We start from the raw sequence: 16,888 nt of genomic DNA, 5'->3' as shown, positions 1-16,888 counted from the left end.
GGGTCAGTGGTTTCGCAGTTCGGAGATGAGCTCGGCCTTGCGCTTGCCGCTGTAGCCGGTGAGGCCCAGCTCCTTGGCGCGCTTGCGCAGCTCGGGAACGGTCCAGTCCTCGTAGTCCCCGTGCTTCCCGCCGCGGCGGCCGACCGAGCTGCGGCCGTCTCGTGCGGCGGCGTTCGAGATGCGGGCGGCCTTCTCCTTCGAAGCCCCGTCGTCGCGGAGCTCTTCGTACAGCTCCGGATCTTTCAGGGAGTTGTTGCGTCGTCCTGGCATTGCTCTGCTCCTTCGCGCATCGGGAGGGTCGAAGTCAACCCCCTCCAGAGAGGGTGTGGTTCGGGTCTAGCGTGAGGTCACCGCAGTCGGGCGCCCGCGCCCCCAGAGAAGGGAAAGACCGATGAACATCCTCCTGATCATCGTCATCGTCATCGCCGTGATCCTCGCGATCACCGGAGGACTGGTGCAGTCGCTCCAGTTCCTGCTGTGGGTCGGTCTGGTGCTCCTGGCCATCGCCGTGATCGCCTGGCTGATCCGAGCGATCACCGGCAGCCGCAAGGTCTGACCCGAGTGCGGAGGGGGAGGCTCGCCATCGGCGAGCCTCCCCCTCTTCATGGGATCAGCGGGTGGGGGATCAGCGGTTGAACGCGTCCTTGACGCTGTCGCCGGCCTTGCCCGCGGCGTCCTTCACGTTCTCGCCGGCCTGCTTCGCGTCGGCCTTGACCTGATCCGCCTGGCCTTCGGCCTCGAGCTTCTCGTTGTCGGTCAGCTTGCCGAAGCCTTCCTTGACCTTGCCACCCAGCTTCTCAGCGGAATTCTTCATGTCATCTGCGCCACTCATAAGAGGCTCCTCTCCTGGACGGATCGATTGCTCTTCGAGCGTCGCACCGGGCGTGCGGTCCGTCCACGGGATTGACATTCACCGAGCGGCGTGTCAGCGTTCCGCCCCCATCGACTCCCGCCCCACCCAGGGGTTAGCCTGGCGCCAGGCGGGTGTCCTGCCCGTCGTCCTCGACGAAGGGAGCGGTGTGCGATGGACGCGATGATGATGGGTGCCATGTCCAAGAACATGGAGTCGATGCCGGACATGGCGATGATGGACATGTCGGTGCTGCAGGCCTGTATGGACGCGTGTGCGGCCTGCGAGCAGGCCTGCACCGTGTGCGCGACGCAGGAGATGGACTGCGCCCCCGCGTGCATGAACTGCGCGGACATGTGTCACACGATGATGCGATCCATGCTCCGCATGCAGGGGATGACCCCGGCCACGATGATGGCGATGCTGGACGCCTGCATCGCGATGTGCCAGATGTGCATGGACGAGTGCATGCAGCACGCCGATCACAGCGACGTCTGCCGCCTGTGCGCTCAGGCGTGCCAGGCCTGCATGAACGCCTGCATGGCGGTCCGCGACATGATGATGGCGAGCGCCTGACCCGAGGGGATCAGGCCCTCGTCACACGACGGCGACGTTGAAGCGGGTGCGTCCCACGGCGAGCACGGCGTAGTCGAGATGGAGGGCGACCGGGCTGCCGACGGCGGCCTCCAGCGCGGCGCCGGAGCCGTTCCACAGCGTGTGGGTGGTGCCGTCGAGCGTGCGGACGACGAGGTCTCCGGCGACCGGATCGGCCGCGGTCACGAACGCGTCCGCCCATCGCGCCGGGGTCGCCGCCGCGAGGCGCTCCTGGATCAGGTGCAGGGCGTGGCCGGGGGCCGAGGAGGAGCAGCGGCCGCCGTTCCGGCACATGCACGTCGCACGCTCACGCACCTCGAGGGGCGGACGGCGGTGCAGCGGCGTGGACACGGGGACTCCTTCGGATCGGCGTCCGGCCAGAGTACGCCGACGAGGTCGGGATCCCGCAGCGCTCTCGACACGCGACGAAACAAACGGGTGTAGGCTCGCCGGGTGCTGTCGTCGATGAGCGCCCTCGGGGCGCGGAGCGGAGCTGTAGGCGCGTTCAGCGCCGCAGGCAGAGGCTGAGGATCGGCCGGAGGCGGAACCCCGTCCCCGGTGCTGCGTCGTACCCCGGCATCGTCCGGGTGATCCTCCGATCCGTCTCGCCGTTCCGGCGATCACACCGAAAGCTCTTCTCTCATGCGTCCCATCGACGAGCGCGCCGTGCGCGCCTCCTTCTGCAACGCCTCCCGCAAGGAGGTCTCCGACATCACCGTGCCGCCCGGCTTCGCCGAGACCGACTTCGACCGACTTGACTACCTCGGCTGGGTCGACCCGAAGCTGCCGCGGCGCGCCTATGTCGTCGTCTGGATCGACGACGAGCCCGTGGGCGTCGTGCTGCAGCGTGCCGAGCAGCGCGTGCTCGCCCGCGCCCAGTGCTCGTGGTGCGAGGACGTGACGCTCCGCAACGACGTGCAGCTGTACGTGGCCCGACGCGCCGGGGCCGCCGGTCGCAAGGGCGACACGGTCGGCGTTCTCGCGTGCGCCGAGTTCGGCTGCAACGCGGCGGTGCGCACGCTCCCGCCGCTGGCCTATCCGGGGTACGACCGCGAGCTCGGGCGCGAGATGCGGATCCTGCGGCTGCAGGAGCACGTGACCGGGTTCGTGCGCGAGGTCGCCACCCGGAACGGCTAGGTCGTCACGGCTCGCACGTGAGCCAGGGCGGGTGCCTCCCACGCCGCCGACTGCCGGGCGAACGCCTCGAAGCTGCGTCCGCCCGGCCAGTCGGCCGGCAGCATCGCCGGGGGCAGCCCCGGATCGGTGTAGGGCAGCACCCGCCACCGGTCGATGAGGTGCACGTACGCGGGGAACGGCGCATCGGGCATGGCCGTGAGCGACGCCTGGAAGGCCTCGTGCTCGGCGCGCAGCCCGTCCAGGTCCCACCACGCCGCAGCGGCCTCGGCCAGGGTGCCGGCCGGGGCCGGGGCCGAGGCGTCGAACAGGGTCGCCCAGCGGCGGGCATCCAGCTCGTCGAGGATCTGCTCCGCCTCCTTCCTGAGGTGCCCGGGACAGATCCACAGGGCGGGGGAGACGACACCGGCGCCGATCCAGTGCAGTCGACGGCGCAGTTGATGGCGCACGCTGCGCGCGCTCTCTGGGATCGAGAACGACACGAGGCACCACGGATCGTCGTCGGTCATCTCCTGCATCCGGAAGATCCGGCGGTCGCCGCGCTCCAGCATCGGCACGGCCGCCGGGCTCAGCCGGTACCCGACGGCGTCGCGGCGTTCCGGTAGGAGCAGGCCCTTCTGCTTGAGACGGGCGATGCCCGTCCGGGCGGGAGCGGCGGGGATGCCGAGATCGGCGGCCAGCGCCACGAGATCGGCGGCCGAGATCCAGCCTCCGAGCGGGCGCAGATACAGGCCGATCAGGGTGCGCAGGAGCGAGGCGGTGCTGCCGGGGCGGGCGTCGATGTCATCGAGCACGACCGGCGCCGCGGGCTCAGGAGACACCGGACTCCAACGCATCCCTGACCGCGAGCACCCCGGCGACGGTCTCGGCGTGCGAAGTGCTGAGCGGCGACAGCCCGAGCCGGATCCCGTCCGGGAAGCGGAAGTCGGGGATGACGCCGTCGGCCCAGAGCCTCCGGGTGACCTCCCGGAAATCGGGGTGGCCGATCGTGATGTGTCCGCCGCGTCGCGCCGGGTCGCGGGGGCTGAGCAGGCGGACGTCCAGCGGCGCGAGCAGCTCGTCGTACGCCCGGACCGCGAGCGCGGTGAGCGACTCCGACTTCGCGCGCACGCCATCGATCCCCGACTGCTCGATGAGGTCGATCATCCCCTGCATCGCGAGCATCGAGGTCACCGGGGGCGTGCCGCTGAGGAGCTGACGGATGCCGTCGGCGGGGACGTACTCCGGGCCCATGGCGAAGATGTCGGCTGCGCTCCACCAGCCCTGGATCGGCTGCCGCAGCAGGCCCTGCAGGTCGTGGCGGAGGTAGGCGAACGCGGGCGATCCCGGGCCGCCGTTGAGGTACTTGTAGGTGCAGCCGACGGCCATGTCGACGCCCCAGTCGTCGAGCTGCATCGGCACGACACCCGCCGAATGGCAGAGGTCCCACATCATCAGCGCCCCGGCCTCGTGGACGACGGCCGTGATGCCGGGCATATCGGCGAGGGCGCCGGAGCGGTAGTCGACGTGGCTGAGCGAGACGAGCGCCGTCCGACCGGAGACCACGGCCGCGACGTCGTCGATCGTGACGCCGTGCACCGGATCGGGCGTGATCCAGCGCAGCGTGGCCCCCATCTCCGCCGCGACGCCCTCGGCAAGGAACCGGTCGGTGGGGAAGTTCCCCTCCTCGATCACGAGCTCCGTCCGCCCCGTGGGCCCCTGAGCCGCGCCGCTGGGTCCCTGAGCGTGTCGAAGGGCCCCCCGCATGAGCTTGTAGATGAGGACGCTCGTGGAGTCGGACACGACCGTCTGCCCCGGCCCCGCGCCCAGGGTCACGGCGCCGATGCGGTCGCCGAGTTCCATCGGCAGGGCCATCCACTGCTCGTCCCAGGAGCGGATGAGGCGGGTGCCCCAGTCCTCGCGCACGAAGGCGGCGAGCTTCTCCGGCACGTCGCGCAGCGGGCGGCCGAGCGAGTTGCCGTCCAGGTAGGCGGTGACGCCCGGGGCCTCGACGAACGCGTCGAGGTGCGCGGCGAGTGGGTCCGCTTCGTCCAGGGCGCGGGCGGCGTCGAGGAGGGCGGTATCGGCGGAGCGGTCGGTCATGTCACACCTTCAGGTCGGCGGGGGTGAGCGGGCGGGCGGCCAGGGGATCGGCGGATCCCGGTGGCAGCAGGAGGAGGAGAGAGCGGGGATCGAGCGGGTCGACGGGCGCAAGGGCGCGGAGGAGAGCCTCGTCGTCGAGGCCGGCGGTGCGGAGGGCGGCGATCTCGGTCGGGTTCAGGTCGACGGGGGTCGGGCCGTTGCCCATGTCGGTGCCGTAGCGGACGGTGCCGCCGGCGGCGTGGAACCGGGCGACGTTGTCGATCGCGATGGCCCTCGCGGCGGGGTCGTGGATGGCGAGGGTGCTGATCCAGGCGGACTGGACGGCCTGCTCCGCGATCTCCTCGTCGTCCAGACGCTCGGTGAACGGAGCGTGCGCGAGCTGCGTCGCTCCGAGGCGGACGACGCGCTGCGCCTCGCCGGGGCCCTCCGCGTGGGCGACGACGGGGAGGCCGTGCGCCGCGGCGAGTTCGACGATCGCGCGGAAGAGGGCGTCGGAGAGGACCGGGCCGGCGGTGCTGTTGCTCGCGGCCTTGATGCCGGAGGCGCCGGCCGCCGCCAGCTCCTCGATCACGGTCGCCGCCGCCGCGGAGTCGGCGATCTCCCGGACCGAACCTGCCGGTGCCCACGCGCGGTCCGAAGGGTAACCGCCGGGAGGAGTGAGGAACGCGCCGGCGTAGTGGACGGTGCGCGACGCTCCAGATCCGTGTCGGGTCGACGAATCTCCGGAGTGGTGCCGGGCGATCCCCGCGACTGTGGACGGATCGCCGCCGAGGTCGACCACCCGACCGAGGCACGACGAGGCGAGGAGCGCATGGTCGACGAGCTGCAGATGCACGTGGTGGTCCGTGAAGCCGCCGACGATGCGTCCGATCAGGGCCGGGGTGCCGGGGGAAGGCGCCTCATCGCGGAGCTGGGGGCGCCCGTCCACGCCGAGCCCGGCGACGCCCTCGCGCCAGCGCTCACCGTCGAAGAACGTCGCCGCGCGCATCAGGAGCCGATCTCGGTGCGGACGGTGTAGAGCTCCGGGAAGAACGTCAGGTCGAGGGCACGCTGCAGGAAGCCGACGCCGCTCGATCCACCCGTGCCGACCTTCATCCCGATGGTGCGGGACACGGTCTTGAGGTGGCGGAATCGCCAGAACTGGAAGTTGTCCTCGAGGTCGACGAGGTCCTCGCAGGCCTCGTAGAGGTCCCAGTGGGTGCGCGGGTCCTGGTAGATCGCGCGGATGGCGGGCACGAGGGCCGGGGTCTCGCGGTACGGCTCCCGCACGTCCCGGTCGAGGATCTCGCGCGGGACGGGGAGCCCGCGGCGCGAGGCGTAGCGGAGGAACTCGTCGTACAGCGTGGGCTTCTCCCACTCGGCGGTGAGGAGCGCGAGGTTCGCGGGGTGGTCGCGGAAGACGCTCAGCATCTTCTCGTTCTTGTTGCCCAGCGCGAACTCCACGGCGCGGTACTGCACCGACTGGAAGCCGGACGAGTTGCCGAGCGCGCCACGGAACTGGGCGTACTCCGTCGGGGTCAGTGTCGCCAGGACCGACCACTGCTGCGTCATCACATCCTGGATGCGCTTGACCCTGGCGATGCGCTTGAGGGCTTCGCGCAGGTCGTCGGCCGCGAGCAGCTCCCGGGCGGAGCTGAGCTCATGCAGCAGCTGCTTCAGCCAGAGCTCCGTCGTCTGGTGCTGGATGATGAACAGCATCTCGTCGTGGTGCTGCGGGTCGCTCACCGGATGCTGTGCCGTGAGGAGCTGGTCGAGCGCGAGATACGAGCCGTAGGTCATGCGGCCGGAGAGGTCCGTGACGATCCCGGACTCGAGTGCGCGTTCGTTCTCGGTGTGCATCCCGCGAACATATCACTTCCGTGCCGGTCGTCACAGACTTGTTATGTCCGGTCTCGGCTCACCTGCACGATCCGGAGACAGTTGCACGGGTATCTCCCCGATTCGGTCGTGCATCCGTGCCCGGCTCGTGCGCCCGTGCCCAGGTCTGCCCGCACGACCGGGGGACGGATTCGTGATGAGCGTCCCCAACTGGCTGGCGAGCTGGGCCCCGGCGGAGTCTCCCGCAGCACGATGCGGCGCCGTCCACGGCCTCAGTGCGTCGGCATCCGCCGTCGTGGACTGGGAAGGACGGGCGTCCTCACCCGGCGAGGCTCCCGATGAGGCGCCGGAGGCCGTACTCGAAGGCGCGGTCGACATCACCGCCGAGTCGGAACGCCCCGGACAGCTCCATCTGCAGGAATCCGGTGGCCCAGGCGGTGAAGAGACGCGCGGCGTCGAGGGCGTCCGTCTCGCCGACCGCGGTGGCGCAGGCGCGGATGACGGGGGCGGCGGAGCGTTCCAGGCTCTCGCGGGAGACCGCGGCGTTGAACATGAGGCGGAATCCCTCCGGGTGCGCGTGAGCGAAGGTGCGATAGGTCCGGGCGAGGGTGGAGAGGTCGTCGCCGGCCGCCTCGAGCCGGGTCGCGAGGGCATCGACGGATGCCGTGGCGACCGCGGCGCGCAGGGCCTCGCGATCGCGCACGCGCTTGTAGAGGGAGGGGGCGCGCACGCCCACACGCTCCGCGACCGCCTGCATCGTGAGACCCGCAGGACCCTCGGCCTCGATGATCTCCTGGCCGGCCGCGACGATGGCATCGATCGATGTGCGCTCGGGGGTGGGCATGGATCCTCCTCGATGGCTATTGACAGTAGCCATGATAGCTACGTAACGTAGCCATCGCAATCGCCCGAGAGGATCATCATGAAGCTCGCCCCCCACCTCCACCGCCTCGGCAACGACATCGTCGCCTCGTACCTCATCGACCTGCCCGAGGGCATCACCCTCGTCGACGCCGGGTTGCCCGGGCACTGGCATGACCTGCAGCGGGAGTTGGCCGCGATCGGGCGATCGCTGTCCGACATCCGCGGACTCGTGCTGACCCACGGCGACAGCGACCACATCGGATTCGCGGAACGACTGCGTCGCGAGTCCGGCGTACCGGTGTTCATCCACGGTGCTGATGCCCACCGCGTGCGTACCGGGGAGAAGCCGAAGACCCCGATGGGTCCTGCCCGGCTCGGTCCGATGCTCGGGTTCCTGGCCTACGGCCTCCGCAAGAGTGCGGTCCGCACGCGCCACGTCACCGAGGTGTCCGAGGTCGCGGACGGTGATGTGCTCGACCTCCCCGGGGCCCCGGTCGTCGTGGGGCTCCCGGGGCACTCGCCGGGGAGTGTCGCAGTGCACATCCCGGCGGTCCGCGCGGTGTTCGTCGGCGACGCTCTGACCACGCGGCATGTGCTCACGGGGGAGGAGGGCGCGCAACCGGCCCCGTTCACCGACGCGCCCGCGGAAGCCCTGGCCTCGCTCGACCGTCTCGCGGCGCTCGACGCCGAGTGGGTCCTTCCCGGCCATGGTGCGCCCTGGCACGGATCTCCCGCCGACATCGCCGCCGCGGTCCGCGCCCACGCCTGACCCTCGCCCCAGTCGGGCTCAATAACGCTCCTCCCCGCGGCTGCCGAGGTGCGTTTCGCGTCCCGCGACGGAGGCTCCGTGCGGGATCGAAACCGTGCCCGGTGGACCCACGCGAGGGGCGGAATCCGTCCCGCTGGGAGAGCTCGCCGGGGTGCGGGATCGAAAACGGGCGGGAAACGGTGTGCGGAGGTGCGAATTCCGTCCCGCACGGGTGCGGGGCGCGGGGGCGGGGCCGGGGTCAGGGGGAGAGGAGGGTGGCGGTGTCGGTCACGGTGATCTGCGGGGGATACAGGGACATGACCTGCACGGCGGCGACGTGGTTCTCGGCCGTGGAGCCGGCGCAGGCGTCGGCGGCGAGCGTCACCCGTGCCCCGGCATCCGCGGCGGCGAGAGCGGTGGACACGACGCAGCAGTCCGTGGACACACCCGCGAGCACGATCCGACCGCCGTTACCCACGATGGCCTCGAGCTCCTGGCCCCACTTGCCGAAGGTCGGCAGGTCCACGGTGGGATGAGGAGACAGGCCTTCCGCCTCGGGGACCAGCGCGTACAAGGGGTCGTCGGCGGGGCGGTCGGCGAACGGCCACGCGGCGAAGTACTCGCCCCAGGAGGTGGAGCGGTCGGCCGTCGGAAGCCACCGGGTCACGAGCACGCGCTCGCCGAAGGCGTCCGCGAGGCGCCGGATGTTCGTCATCGCGTCGGCGAAGAACGGCGAGCCCCACGCCGAGTCGGGCGACGCGAAGATCACCTGCGGGTCGATCACCACGAGCCAGCTCTCGGCTCCGGTGCCTGCCGCCTCCTGGGTCCCGGAGCCTGTCGAAGGGCTCACGACTCCTGCCGCCGGATCTTCCCCGCCCGCGCGAACCAGGTGACGAGGAATGACAGCACGAGGGCGACGAACACCCCGAGGTTCGCGTACGCCCAGTCCCCGTCCGTCCCGCCGACGAGGAACAGGAGGTATCCCTGCCAGTTGTTCCACGGTGCGGCGTCCGCGAAGCCGTTGAGGACGAGGCCCCAGCCGATCACGCTCGCGACGACCATGGTGCCGATCGAGGTCCAGTCCCAGGCGCCGTAGCGGCCGCGGCTGTCGAACAGGGCCGCCTCGTCGTAGTCCTTCCGACGACGCAGGATGTCGGCGATGAGGATGCCGGCCCAGGAGGCCAGCGGCACGCCCAGGGTGATGAGGAAGCTCTGGAACGGGCCGAGGAAGTCGGTCGCGAAGAACACCACGAAGATGGTGCCCGCGGTGAGGATCGCGCCGTCGATCGCCGCCGCCGACGGCCGCGGGATGCGGATGCCGAGGCTGAGCAGGGTCAGGCCGGAGGAGTAGATGCCGAGCACCGCGCCGGAGACGAGCGCGAGCACGGCCGTGAACAGGAACGGCACGAGGACCCAGACCGGCAGGATGCTCGCGAGCGCACCGATCGGATCCGCGGCGATCGCGTCCATGAGCTCGGCGTCCGATCCCGCGAGGAGCAGACCGAAGACGACGAGGATGACCGGTGCCACCGAGCCGCCGATGGTGTTCCAGGCGATGATCGCCCCGTCGGACGCGGTGCGCTTCTGGTAACGCGACCAGTCCGCGGCGATGTTGATCCAGCCCAGCCCGAATCCGGTCATCACCATGACGAGCGCGCCGACCACTTGGCCGATGCCGCCGTCCGGCCGGGCCAGCACCGCGGCGAGGTCGATGGTCGGCGCGGCGAGGATGATGTAGACGATCGTCACGACGCCGGTGATCCATGTCAGCACCGACTGCAGCCGCATGATCGTGTGGTAGCCGAGCACCGAGGCGGCGACGATCAGCGCCGCGACGATGACGGTGGCGAGGATCTTCAGCCAGAGGCTGTCGCCGTCGCCGCCGAGCTGCGTGATGACGGTCGCCGTCGCGAGCACCGCCATGATCGCGAGGAACGTCTCCCACCCGATCGACGTGAGCCAGGACACGATCCCTGGGACCTTCTGACCCTGCACGCCGAACGCGGCTCGGGAGAGCACCATCGTCGGCGCCGACCCCCGCTTGCCCGCGATCGCGATGAGGCCGCACAGCAGGAATGACACGACGATGCCGACGACCGACACCACCGTCGCCTGCCAGAACGAGATGCCGAAGTCGAGCACGAACGAGCCGTACGACATCCCGAACACCGAGACGTTCGCCGCGAACCACGGCCAGAACAGGTCGCGGGGCTGGGCGGTCCGCTCGGACTCGGGGATGATCTCGATGCCTGCACGCTCGATGAGAGCCGGCCTGATGTCGGTCATCCTCACATCCTGGCACTGTGTGGGCGCACTCCGCGCGGCCCGATTCAGCCGGCGAAGAAGGCCCCGGCCACGCGGGTCAGGTCGTGCAGGTCCGAGACCCCGGCGAGTTCGCGGGCGGAGTGCATCGAGAGTATCGGGATGCCCACGTCGACCGTGCGGATGCCGAGCCGGGTCGCGGTGATCGGGCCGATGGTCGAGCCGCACGGCACGCTGTTGTTCGAGACGAACTCCTGCGTCACCACCTCGGCCCGATCGCACCAGTTCCGCCAGGACGCGGCGCCGACCGCATCGGTCGCGTAGCGCTGGTTGGCGTTGAGCTTGAGGATGGGTCCGGAGCCGAGCACGGGCTGCACGACGGGATCGTGCCGGCCGATGTAGTTCGGGTGGACGGAGTGCCCCACGTCGCTGGACAGGCACCACGACGACGCGTACGCCTGGCGGCGGGCGGAACCGTCGGCGCCGAGCCTCTGGTAGAGCCTCTCCAGCACATCCTCGAGGAAGGGGCCCGCGGCGCCGGAGCGCGACTCGGAGCCGAGCTCTTCGTGATCGAACGCGGCGAGGATCGCGACGGGCGCGCCCGCGGCGGGCTCGTGAGCCGCAAGGGCCACGACGCCCGCGTGCACCGAGGCGAGGTCGTCGAGCCGGCCGGAGGCGAAGAACGCGTCGTCCTTGCCGAACACGGCACCCCGCGCGGCGTCGGAGACGACGACGTCGTACCCGCGGATCTCCGCCGCGGTCACTCCGGCGGAGTCGGCGAGCTCGCCCAGCACATCGGCCTCGGTCGGATCCCCCAGGCCCCACACCGGCTGCGTCTCGGTCTGCTTGTCGAGCGCGAGGCCGTTGTTGACGCCGCGATCGAGGTGGATGGCGAGCTGGGGGAGGCGCAGCAGCGCGCCGGTGTCGGCGAGGACGACCCGGCCGTCGGCGAGGGCCAGTCGGCCGGCGAGGCGCAGCTCCCGGTCGAGCCAGGAGTTCAGCAGCGGACCGCCGTACACCTCGACGGCGGCCTGCAGCCAGCCGCGTGCTCCGGTGGTCGGCTGCGGCTTGAGCTTGAAGCCGGGGGAGTCGGTGTGCGCCCCGAACACGTGCACGGGCGTCTTGGCGGTCGCATCCTCCGGCACCACCCACGCGATCGTCGCGCCGTCGCGGACCACGAGGTACCGGCCGCCGGGCTGCGCGGGCCAGGCGTCCTCCTCCTGCAGCCGCGCGAAGCCGGCCTCTTCCAGACGGCGGGCCGTCTCGGCGGCGGCGTGGTAGCTCGACGGCGAAGCGGCGACGAAGTCGGCGAGGTCCTCGGCGTGGGCGAGGGCGTCCGGGGTGACGGGCATGGCATGACCTTCCTGCGCGGGGTGTCCTTCGAGCGTAGTCGCGCCCGGTCACCGCGCCCTTCCCGGTCGGGGATAGGGTGGTGGCGATAGCGCCTAGGGTTCCGGGGTCTGCACCCGTCTGGTCCGAGCGGCGCCACGGTCCTCCTCCGCAGGAGGGCCGTCATCTGACAGGACAAAAGCCCGGAGGACCCGATTCGTCGCGCCCGCGGCGGAGGGAAGGGTCTGCCATGTCCGCTGTCGCTCTCGTCCTCGTCCTCGCCGCCGCGATCGCCCACGCGTCCTGGAACGTCATCGCGCACGGCATCAGCCGCGCCGGCTCGCCGTTCCTGTGGTGGGGTGCGGTCGCCAGCACCGCCGTCTGGATCGGGGCCGTGCCGTTCACGGGCGGACTCGGTGCGGCCGACCTCGGCTCGTTCGCACTCGGGGTCTCCGTCTCCGCGGTCCTGCACGTCGCCTACATGGCCGTGCTGCAGCGCGGCTACCGGGAGGGCAGCCTGTCGACCGTCTATGCGACGGCACGCGGCACCGGCCCCTTCCTCTCCGTGATCGTCGCCGTGCTCCTGCTCGGCGAACGCCCCTCGGCCCTGGCGCTCGTCGGCGTCGCCGCGGTGATCGCCGGTGTGGTCGCGATCGGGTTCGTCGACCGTCGTCCGGCGGGCAGCGGGCGCCGCATCGACCCCGGCCTGTTGTTCGGCGCCCTCACCGGCGTGGCGATCGCGGTCTACACGATCTGGGATGCTCACGCGGTGCGGGAATGGGAGCTGTCCCCGGTGGCGTTCATGGTCGGCACCACGCTGCTGCAGGTGCCGTTCTACTCCGTGGCGGTGCGCGGACGATGGGCTGCGGTCCTGGCGCTGGGCCGCACGCAGTGGCGGCGCATCCTGGCCTTCGGCATCCTGTCCCCGCTGTCGTACATCCTCGTGCTGACCGCGATCCAGATCGCTCCGGTGGCGCTCGTGGCACCGCTGCGGGAGGTCAGCGTCGTGCTCGTGAGTCTGTTCGGCGCCTTCGTCCTGCGGGAGTCCCAGCCGGGATGGCGGATCGGCGCCTCACTGATCGTCCTCGTCGGGATCGTGCTGCTCGCGCTCTGACGCCGCGGTTCAGCGGAAGGTGACGAGGCCGGCGTGGGCGGCCGTGACGAGGATCTGCACGCGGTCGCGCAGGTGCCACTTCGACATCATGCGACCGAGGTGGGCCTTCACGGTTCCCTCCGAGACGATGAGCGCCTTGGCGATCTCGGCATTGGACATGCCCTTCGCGAGGCACTGGAGCACTTCCTCCTCGCGCTCGGTGAGCGGTTCCAGGGTCTCCGCGGCCGCGGTGGGCGTGGAGTCGCGCACGTGGCGGATGAGCATCGACGCGATGCGGGGGGACAGCGAGCTCGCTCCCGCGAACACCTCGCGCACACCCGTGACGATCTCCTCCGCGCTGGAGTCCTTGAGCAGGTAGCCGGAGGCGCCGGCGCTCAGCATCGGCAGGACGGTGTCGCTGCCATCGAGCGTCGTCACGGCGAGGACGCGCACGTCGGGCCACCGCTCGGCGATCGCCGCGGTCGCCTCGATGCCGTTCATCTCCGGCATCTGGACGTCCATCATCACGACGTCCGGCTTCTCGCGCTCGACCGTCGTGAGGGCCTCCCGGCCGTCCTCTGCCTGCGCCACGACCGTGATCTCGGGCGCGCGCGACACGAAGTGCGACAGCGCGGAGCGGACCAGAGGATCGTCATCGACGATCACGACGCGGATTTCCTGCATGGAGGAAGCCTAACGGCGTGAAGCGGGCGCTCTGAGGATGTAGACCTTTGGCTATCGAGGTCTGGACGAACGCCAGATGTGCGCTCCGCGCGCCGCCGAGAAGATGAATACAGACATCGACAAACGGCACTAGAACGGAGGTGAATGTAATGACTTTCTGGCAGCAGGTTGGCAAGTTCTTTGGTCTCGTCCGCTAGAGTACCTGGCGAATAGGAGATAGTGAACCATGGCCTTCGACCATTCGATTCGCGGTTCCGCGGATTCGCTCCGACTGGTTCGAGGCGAGAAGCTCACTCCCATCGAGCGCATCGTCGTTCTGGCGATCATCTCCATCACCGTCGCCGTCGACGTCATCGGCCTCATCGTCGCCCCGGGTGTGAATCCCGCGGCCGTCCTGGTGAGCATCGCGTCGTCGGCAGTGTTCGCCCTCTATCTCTGGAAACCCCTCATCGCGACATGCGCCCTCGGCGTCGTGTTCGCCCTCTCTTTTCTGGCAGGAACCGAATCCCAGGTCTTGACCGCCGCCGCTGTCGCGGCCGGGCTGGTCATGCGACTCGGGTGGACCGCGTTGATCCTGTCCTACACGGGGGCCTTTCTCGTCTCTGCCGCTATCGTCGCCTTCGGCGATGCGGATTCCGGCGTGAACGTCGCCCTCTATCTCGTCTTCGCCGCAGTCGCGGGTGCCGTCGGCTTCGCCCTCCGATTGGCGTTCGCCCGCGGCAGCAGACTCGAGCGTCAGCTGGAGGCTGCGGCCGAGCAGGAACGGGAAGCCGTCCTCGCCGAGCGACGATGGATCGCCGGCGAGTTGCACGACAGCATCGCGCACCACCTCACGGTGGTGTCCCTGCACGTGCAGATGCTCGAAGACCCCGACGCCAGCGACGGCTCCCGGGAGGCGATCCGTGTCGCCGCCCGCAAGGCCATGACAGACCTCCGCTTCGTGATCGACCTCGCCGACGACGGCCCGCGAGCTGCGGGCATGCCGACGGGCGACCTCGTCGCTGCGGTCGAGGAGGCGCAGGCCGAGTTCGAAGCAGCAGGGCACGATGTCATCCTCGACGGCGACCCCGGCGACGAACGGATCCCTCGTGCCGTCGAGATCGTGCTCGCGCGGATCGTGCGCGAGTCGGCCACGAACGTCCTGAAGTACGCAGGTCCCGGCACCGTCGAGATCCGTCTCGCGGTGGACGACGACAAGGCCCACCTGTCGTTGCGCAGCCCGCTGCCCACGACGCCGCGTCGTGAGCTCTCCTCCAGCCGGACCGGGCTCGGGCGCATGGCCGAACGCGTCATGGGCGCCAGTGGCGAGTTCAGCGCCGGTAAAGTGGACGGACACTGGCTCGTGTCCGCCGTGTTGCCGGTGGTGTGAGCCCCGCGTATCCTGAGATGAAGCCCGTGATCCCGGGCCTGAGACCGTAGACGAAAGTCTACGAGTGTCTCGACATTCGGCACTTCAGCGGCCGCGCGGAGCCGACATATCCTGAAGGCTCCCCAGATAAAGCGTCCCCAGCGCTGCGATCGCGGGCGCGATCTTTCTGGCTTCTTAGACTCCCGCGCCCGCGGTCGCGAATCTGTCTCCGGGTCTCATCCGCCCACCGCTCTCATGAAGTGCCCGTCCGTCGATCTCCCGGACGCCGCCACCGTGAAGCGCACCACCTCACTGAGGTAGCGGTCTTCCGACGCTTCGAAGATGCGCCCCTCCGCGTCCCTGGACGTCCGCGTCAGCCGCAGGATGGGCGTGCCGCGAGGCACGCGCAGAAGCGCCGAGTCCTGATCATCGGCGGCCACGGCATCGATCACGTGCTGCAGGGTGACGATCGGGTGTCCGACCGACGCGAGGTGCTCGGTGATCGACACCTCGTCGAGGTCCACCTCGAACAGCCGGCGCCCGACGTCCTCGGTGTAGGCCAGGCGCTCCAGCATGGTCGGCCGCCCGTCGAGCAGCCGCAGTCGTACCACGCTCACGATCGTGTCGTCGGGTCCGACGCCCAGTGCCGGTCCGAGATCGCCCGCGCGTCGCAGGCTCAACTCCTGCGTCTGCGCGCCCGGCGTGACGCCGAGATCCCGCGCCCAGCGGGTGAACGGGACCGAGACGTCGACCGCCTGATTCGCCTTGCGCGCCACCACGCGGGCAGGGCGCCCCCGACCGGTCTCGATCAACCCCTCGGCGCGGAGGGCCGCCAGCGCGTTGCGGATCGGACCCCGCGACGTGTGCCAGCGCTCCGCGAGCTCCGCCTCCGTGGGTACGTCGTCGCCGGGCCGGAGCGTGCCGTCGACGATCCGCGCGCGCAGGTCGTCGGCGATCTGGGTGTACACAGGTTCGGCCACATAGGTACATTACTTCGTCTGCCGCTCCCGGAGTCCCCGTGTTGTAGGGCCGTTCATCCAAGAGAATCGCGGGTGAACGCCGCCTGAACTCTTCCGAGATAGGTATACATGTCGGCCCGAGGGCTGGGAGAGTCGTCCCTGGATCACTCCTCCCACCCTGAAAGGTCCTCATGAAGCTCCGCGCTCTCCCCGCCCTCGCCGGCGCTGCGATCCTCGCGTTCGGCCTCGCCGCCTGTTCCGGATCGGCCGATGCCACCGACGCCCCTGGCGACGCACAGTCCGCCGGTGGATTCGCCGTGGACGAGAACACCCTCGTCTTCGGCGTCGTCCCCGACTCGGTGGACACCGAGACGAACTACCAGCCGCTCATGGACTACATCGCCGAGGTCACCGGCAAGAGCGTCGAGTACCACGAGTCGACCGACTACGCCGCGCTCATCGAGGCCGCCGTCGCCGGCAAGGTCGACGTCGCCTCGTTCTCGGGGTTCACCTACGTCACCGCGACCAACAACGGCGCGAAGCTCACCCCGATCTCCTCCATCGTGACCGAGGAGGGCCAGGAGCCCGGCTACTACTCGCAGGCGATCGTGCCGGCGGACAGCGACATCTCCAGCCTCGAGGACTTCGCGGGCAAGAAGGTCTGCTTCGTGGACCCCTCGTCCACCTCCGGCTACCTCTTCCCGTCGTACAACCTCCTCGAGGCGGGCGTCGACCCGAAGACCGACATCACGCCCGTGTTCGCGGGCAAGCACGACGTGAGCGTGCAGAAGGTCGGCGAGGGCGTCGAGTGCGAGGCCGGCTTCGCCGAGGACTCCGAGGTCGAGAAGTCCGACAAGGTGAAGGTCATCGCCGAGACTATGGTCCCGGGTGCTCCGCTCGTCTACTCGTCGTCGCTGCCGGACGACGTGGCGAAGCAGCTCGTCGACGCCCTCGGCGAGGTCACCATCGACGACATCATCGCGGCGGGCATCGACAGCGCGGACTCCGACGCGTTCCGCAGCGTGTTCTTCGCCACTAAGCCGGTGGACGACGCGTACTACGACCTCATCCGCGACATCTGCGCCGAGACTGACGCCGAGCAGTGCCAGGGCTGACGCCCCGC

20 protein-coding genes are annotated in these 16,888 nt (G+C 70.1%); 7 read left to right on the top strand and 13 right to left on the bottom strand.

What is annotated here, in order from left to right; all coding sequences use genetic code 11:
• Nucleotides 1-3: 3 nt before the first annotated feature.
• Entirely contained in the window at nucleotides 4-270 is a 267-nt protein-coding gene (locus BK819_RS10330) for a Rho termination factor N-terminal domain-containing protein (RefSeq protein ID WP_025102516.1), read from the bottom strand.
• 121 nt (nucleotides 271-391) lie between these two features.
• Between BK819_RS10330 and BK819_RS16815 the strand changes: the two genes are divergently transcribed.
• Nucleotides 392-556 (top strand): hypothetical protein, encoded by a 165-nt coding sequence (locus BK819_RS16815; protein ID WP_164498167.1) that lies wholly within the window; start codon nucleotides 392-394, stop codon nucleotides 554-556.
• Nucleotides 557-625: 69 nt separating this feature from the next.
• Here the strand turns inward: BK819_RS16815 and BK819_RS10325 are convergent, their stop codons facing one another.
• Complete coding sequence (locus tag BK819_RS10325) at nucleotides 626-814, bottom strand: CsbD family protein (RefSeq protein WP_370670658.1); 189 nt, start codon at nucleotides 812-814, stop codon at nucleotides 626-628.
• Nucleotides 815-1,024: 210 nt separating this feature from the next.
• Between BK819_RS10325 and BK819_RS10320 the strand changes: the two genes are divergently transcribed.
• Complete coding sequence (locus BK819_RS10320; RefSeq protein WP_025102514.1) at nucleotides 1,025-1,426, top strand: hypothetical protein; 402 nt, start codon at nucleotides 1,025-1,027, stop codon at nucleotides 1,424-1,426.
• A gap of 21 nt (nucleotides 1,427-1,447) precedes the next feature.
• Here the strand turns inward: BK819_RS10320 and BK819_RS10315 are convergent, their stop codons facing one another.
• The gene (locus BK819_RS10315) at nucleotides 1,448-1,795 is read right to left on the bottom strand and encodes a hypothetical protein (RefSeq protein ID WP_071329046.1); all 348 of its coding nucleotides are present in this window, start codon (nucleotides 1,793-1,795) and stop codon (nucleotides 1,448-1,450) included.
• A gap of 291 nt (nucleotides 1,796-2,086) precedes the next feature.
• Between BK819_RS10315 and BK819_RS10310 the strand changes: the two genes are divergently transcribed.
• On the top strand, nucleotides 2,087-2,581 hold the full coding sequence (locus tag BK819_RS10310) for an FBP domain-containing protein (protein WP_071329045.1): 495 nt from the start codon (nucleotides 2,087-2,089) through the stop codon (nucleotides 2,579-2,581).
• On the opposite strand, the gene BK819_RS10305 is transcribed toward BK819_RS10310, so the two are convergent.
• The 5 genes from BK819_RS10305 to BK819_RS10285 all read right to left on the bottom strand — a co-directional run bounded on the left by BK819_RS10305 (nucleotide 2,578) and on the right by BK819_RS10285 (nucleotide 7,322).
• Nucleotides 2,578-3,399, bottom strand: coding sequence for a PaaX family transcriptional regulator C-terminal domain-containing protein (locus BK819_RS10305; RefSeq protein ID WP_083391739.1), 822 nt, complete (start codon nucleotides 3,397-3,399; stop codon nucleotides 2,578-2,580). The two genes, BK819_RS10310 and BK819_RS10305, sit on opposite strands and share 4 nt — an antisense overlap.
• Complete coding sequence (locus tag BK819_RS10300; protein WP_071329043.1) at nucleotides 3,389-4,660, bottom strand: kynureninase; 1,272 nt, start codon at nucleotides 4,658-4,660, stop codon at nucleotides 3,389-3,391. The genes BK819_RS10305 and BK819_RS10300 overlap by 11 nt, the downstream gene beginning before the upstream one ends.
• 1 nt (nucleotide 4,661) lies before the next feature.
• Complete coding sequence (locus BK819_RS10295) at nucleotides 4,662-5,648, bottom strand: amidohydrolase family protein (protein WP_071329042.1); 987 nt, start codon at nucleotides 5,646-5,648, stop codon at nucleotides 4,662-4,664.
• Nucleotides 5,648-6,499 (bottom strand): tryptophan 2,3-dioxygenase, encoded by an 852-nt coding sequence (locus BK819_RS10290; RefSeq protein ID WP_071329041.1) that lies wholly within the window; start codon nucleotides 6,497-6,499, stop codon nucleotides 5,648-5,650. Before BK819_RS10290 ends, BK819_RS10295 begins: the two co-directional genes overlap by 1 nt.
• Nucleotides 6,500-6,797: 298 nt before the next feature.
• Nucleotides 6,798-7,322, bottom strand: coding sequence for a TetR/AcrR family transcriptional regulator (locus BK819_RS10285; RefSeq protein ID WP_071329040.1), 525 nt, complete (start codon nucleotides 7,320-7,322; stop codon nucleotides 6,798-6,800).
• Nucleotides 7,323-7,400: 78 nt separating this feature from the next.
• Here BK819_RS10285 and BK819_RS10280 point away from each other — a divergent pair, with 78 nt between their 5' ends.
• Nucleotides 7,401-8,111 (top strand): MBL fold metallo-hydrolase, encoded by a 711-nt coding sequence (locus BK819_RS10280; RefSeq protein ID WP_071329039.1) that lies wholly within the window; start codon nucleotides 7,401-7,403, stop codon nucleotides 8,109-8,111.
• A gap of 238 nt (nucleotides 8,112-8,349) precedes the next feature.
• Here BK819_RS10280 and BK819_RS10275 read toward each other — a convergent pair whose 3' ends face one another.
• The 3 genes from BK819_RS10275 to BK819_RS10265 are packed head-to-tail and all read right to left on the bottom strand — an operon-like array spanning nucleotide 8,350 to nucleotide 11,704.
• Nucleotides 8,350-8,940 carry a cysteine hydrolase gene (locus BK819_RS10275; RefSeq protein WP_256209439.1) on the bottom strand — a complete coding sequence of 197 codons (591 nt, stop codon included), beginning with the start codon at nucleotides 8,938-8,940 and terminating at the stop codon, nucleotides 8,350-8,352.
• Nucleotides 8,937-10,376, bottom strand: a complete 1,440-nt coding sequence (locus BK819_RS10270; protein WP_071329038.1) for a cytosine permease — start codon at nucleotides 10,374-10,376, stop codon at nucleotides 8,937-8,939. The genes BK819_RS10275 and BK819_RS10270 overlap by 4 nt, the downstream gene beginning before the upstream one ends.
• 44 nt (nucleotides 10,377-10,420) lie before the next feature.
• Nucleotides 10,421-11,704, bottom strand: a complete 1,284-nt coding sequence (locus tag BK819_RS10265) for a M18 family aminopeptidase (RefSeq protein WP_071329037.1) — start codon at nucleotides 11,702-11,704, stop codon at nucleotides 10,421-10,423.
• 227 nt (nucleotides 11,705-11,931) lie between these two features.
• On the opposite strand from BK819_RS10265, the gene BK819_RS10260 reads away from it, so the two are divergent.
• Nucleotides 11,932-12,795 carry an EamA family transporter gene (locus BK819_RS10260; RefSeq protein WP_071329036.1) on the top strand — a complete coding sequence of 288 codons (864 nt, stop codon included), beginning with the start codon at nucleotides 11,932-11,934 and terminating at the stop codon, nucleotides 12,793-12,795.
• 9 nt (nucleotides 12,796-12,804) lie between these two features.
• On the opposite strand, the gene BK819_RS10255 is transcribed toward BK819_RS10260, so the two are convergent.
• Nucleotides 12,805-13,458 carry a response regulator transcription factor gene (locus tag BK819_RS10255; RefSeq protein WP_256209438.1) on the bottom strand — a complete coding sequence of 218 codons (654 nt, stop codon included), beginning with the start codon at nucleotides 13,456-13,458 and terminating at the stop codon, nucleotides 12,805-12,807.
• A gap of 226 nt (nucleotides 13,459-13,684) precedes the next feature.
• Here BK819_RS10255 and BK819_RS10250 point away from each other — a divergent pair, with 226 nt between their 5' ends.
• Nucleotides 13,685-14,827, top strand: coding sequence for a sensor histidine kinase (locus BK819_RS10250; protein ID WP_071329034.1), 1,143 nt, complete (start codon nucleotides 13,685-13,687; stop codon nucleotides 14,825-14,827).
• A gap of 215 nt (nucleotides 14,828-15,042) precedes the next feature.
• Here BK819_RS10250 and BK819_RS10245 read toward each other — a convergent pair whose 3' ends face one another.
• Nucleotides 15,043-15,786: a GntR family transcriptional regulator gene (locus BK819_RS10245; protein ID WP_071329033.1), complete on the bottom strand. Its 744-nt coding sequence runs from the start codon at nucleotides 15,784-15,786 to the stop codon at nucleotides 15,043-15,045.
• Between the two features lie 170 nt (nucleotides 15,787-15,956).
• Between BK819_RS10245 and phnD the strand changes: the two genes are divergently transcribed.
• Nucleotides 15,957-16,880 carry a phosphate/phosphite/phosphonate ABC transporter substrate-binding protein gene (gene phnD / locus BK819_RS10240; RefSeq protein ID WP_071329032.1) on the top strand — a complete coding sequence of 308 codons (924 nt, stop codon included), beginning with the start codon at nucleotides 15,957-15,959 and terminating at the stop codon, nucleotides 16,878-16,880.
• Nucleotides 16,881-16,888 lie beyond the last annotated feature (8 nt).

Source organism: Microbacterium sp. LCT-H2, assembly GCF_001866135.1.
Lineage (GTDB): Bacteria > Actinomycetota > Actinomycetes > Actinomycetales > Microbacteriaceae > Microbacterium.
Note: the sequence above shows the minus strand (reverse complement) of the source record. Positions and strands in the feature narration are given on the sequence as shown.

Excerpts from the sequence above, each read along its gene's own strand:
- BK819_RS10320 (WP_025102514.1), top strand. The coding sequence starts at position 1,025 with ATGGACGCGATGATGATGGGTGCCATGTCCAAGAACATGGAGTCGATG.
- BK819_RS10285 (WP_071329040.1), bottom strand. The coding sequence starts at position 7,322 with ATGCCCACCCCCGAGCGCACATCGATCGATGCCATCGTCGCGGCCGGC.
- BK819_RS10260 (WP_071329036.1), top strand. The coding sequence starts at position 11,932 with ATGTCCGCTGTCGCTCTCGTCCTCGTCCTCGCCGCCGCGATCGCCCAC.
- BK819_RS10310 (WP_071329045.1), top strand. The coding sequence starts at position 2,087 with ATGCGTCCCATCGACGAGCGCGCCGTGCGCGCCTCCTTCTGCAACGCC.
- BK819_RS10300 (WP_071329043.1), bottom strand. The coding sequence starts at position 4,660 with ATGACCGACCGCTCCGCCGATACCGCCCTCCTCGACGCCGCCCGCGCC.
- BK819_RS10290 (WP_071329041.1), bottom strand. The coding sequence starts at position 6,499 with ATGCACACCGAGAACGAACGCGCACTCGAGTCCGGGATCGTCACGGAC.
- BK819_RS16815 (WP_164498167.1), top strand. The coding sequence starts at position 392 with ATGAACATCCTCCTGATCATCGTCATCGTCATCGCCGTGATCCTCGCG.
- BK819_RS10295 (WP_071329042.1), bottom strand. The coding sequence starts at position 5,648 with ATGCGCGCGGCGACGTTCTTCGACGGTGAGCGCTGGCGCGAGGGCGTC.
- BK819_RS10255 (WP_256209438.1), bottom strand. The coding sequence starts at position 13,458 with ATGCAGGAAATCCGCGTCGTGATCGTCGATGACGATCCTCTGGTCCGC.
- BK819_RS10330 (WP_025102516.1), bottom strand. The coding sequence starts at position 270 with ATGCCAGGACGACGCAACAACTCCCTGAAAGATCCGGAGCTGTACGAA.
- BK819_RS10280 (WP_071329039.1), top strand. The coding sequence starts at position 7,401 with ATGAAGCTCGCCCCCCACCTCCACCGCCTCGGCAACGACATCGTCGCC.
- BK819_RS10265 (WP_071329037.1), bottom strand. The coding sequence starts at position 11,704 with ATGCCCGTCACCCCGGACGCCCTCGCCCACGCCGAGGACCTCGCCGAC.
- BK819_RS10325 (WP_370670658.1), bottom strand. The coding sequence starts at position 814 with ATGAAGAATTCCGCTGAGAAGCTGGGTGGCAAGGTCAAGGAAGGCTTC.
- BK819_RS10270 (WP_071329038.1), bottom strand. The coding sequence starts at position 10,376 with ATGACCGACATCAGGCCGGCTCTCATCGAGCGTGCAGGCATCGAGATC.
- BK819_RS10250 (WP_071329034.1), top strand. The coding sequence starts at position 13,685 with ATGGCCTTCGACCATTCGATTCGCGGTTCCGCGGATTCGCTCCGACTG.
- phnD (WP_071329032.1), top strand. The coding sequence starts at position 15,957 with ATGAAGCTCCGCGCTCTCCCCGCCCTCGCCGGCGCTGCGATCCTCGCG.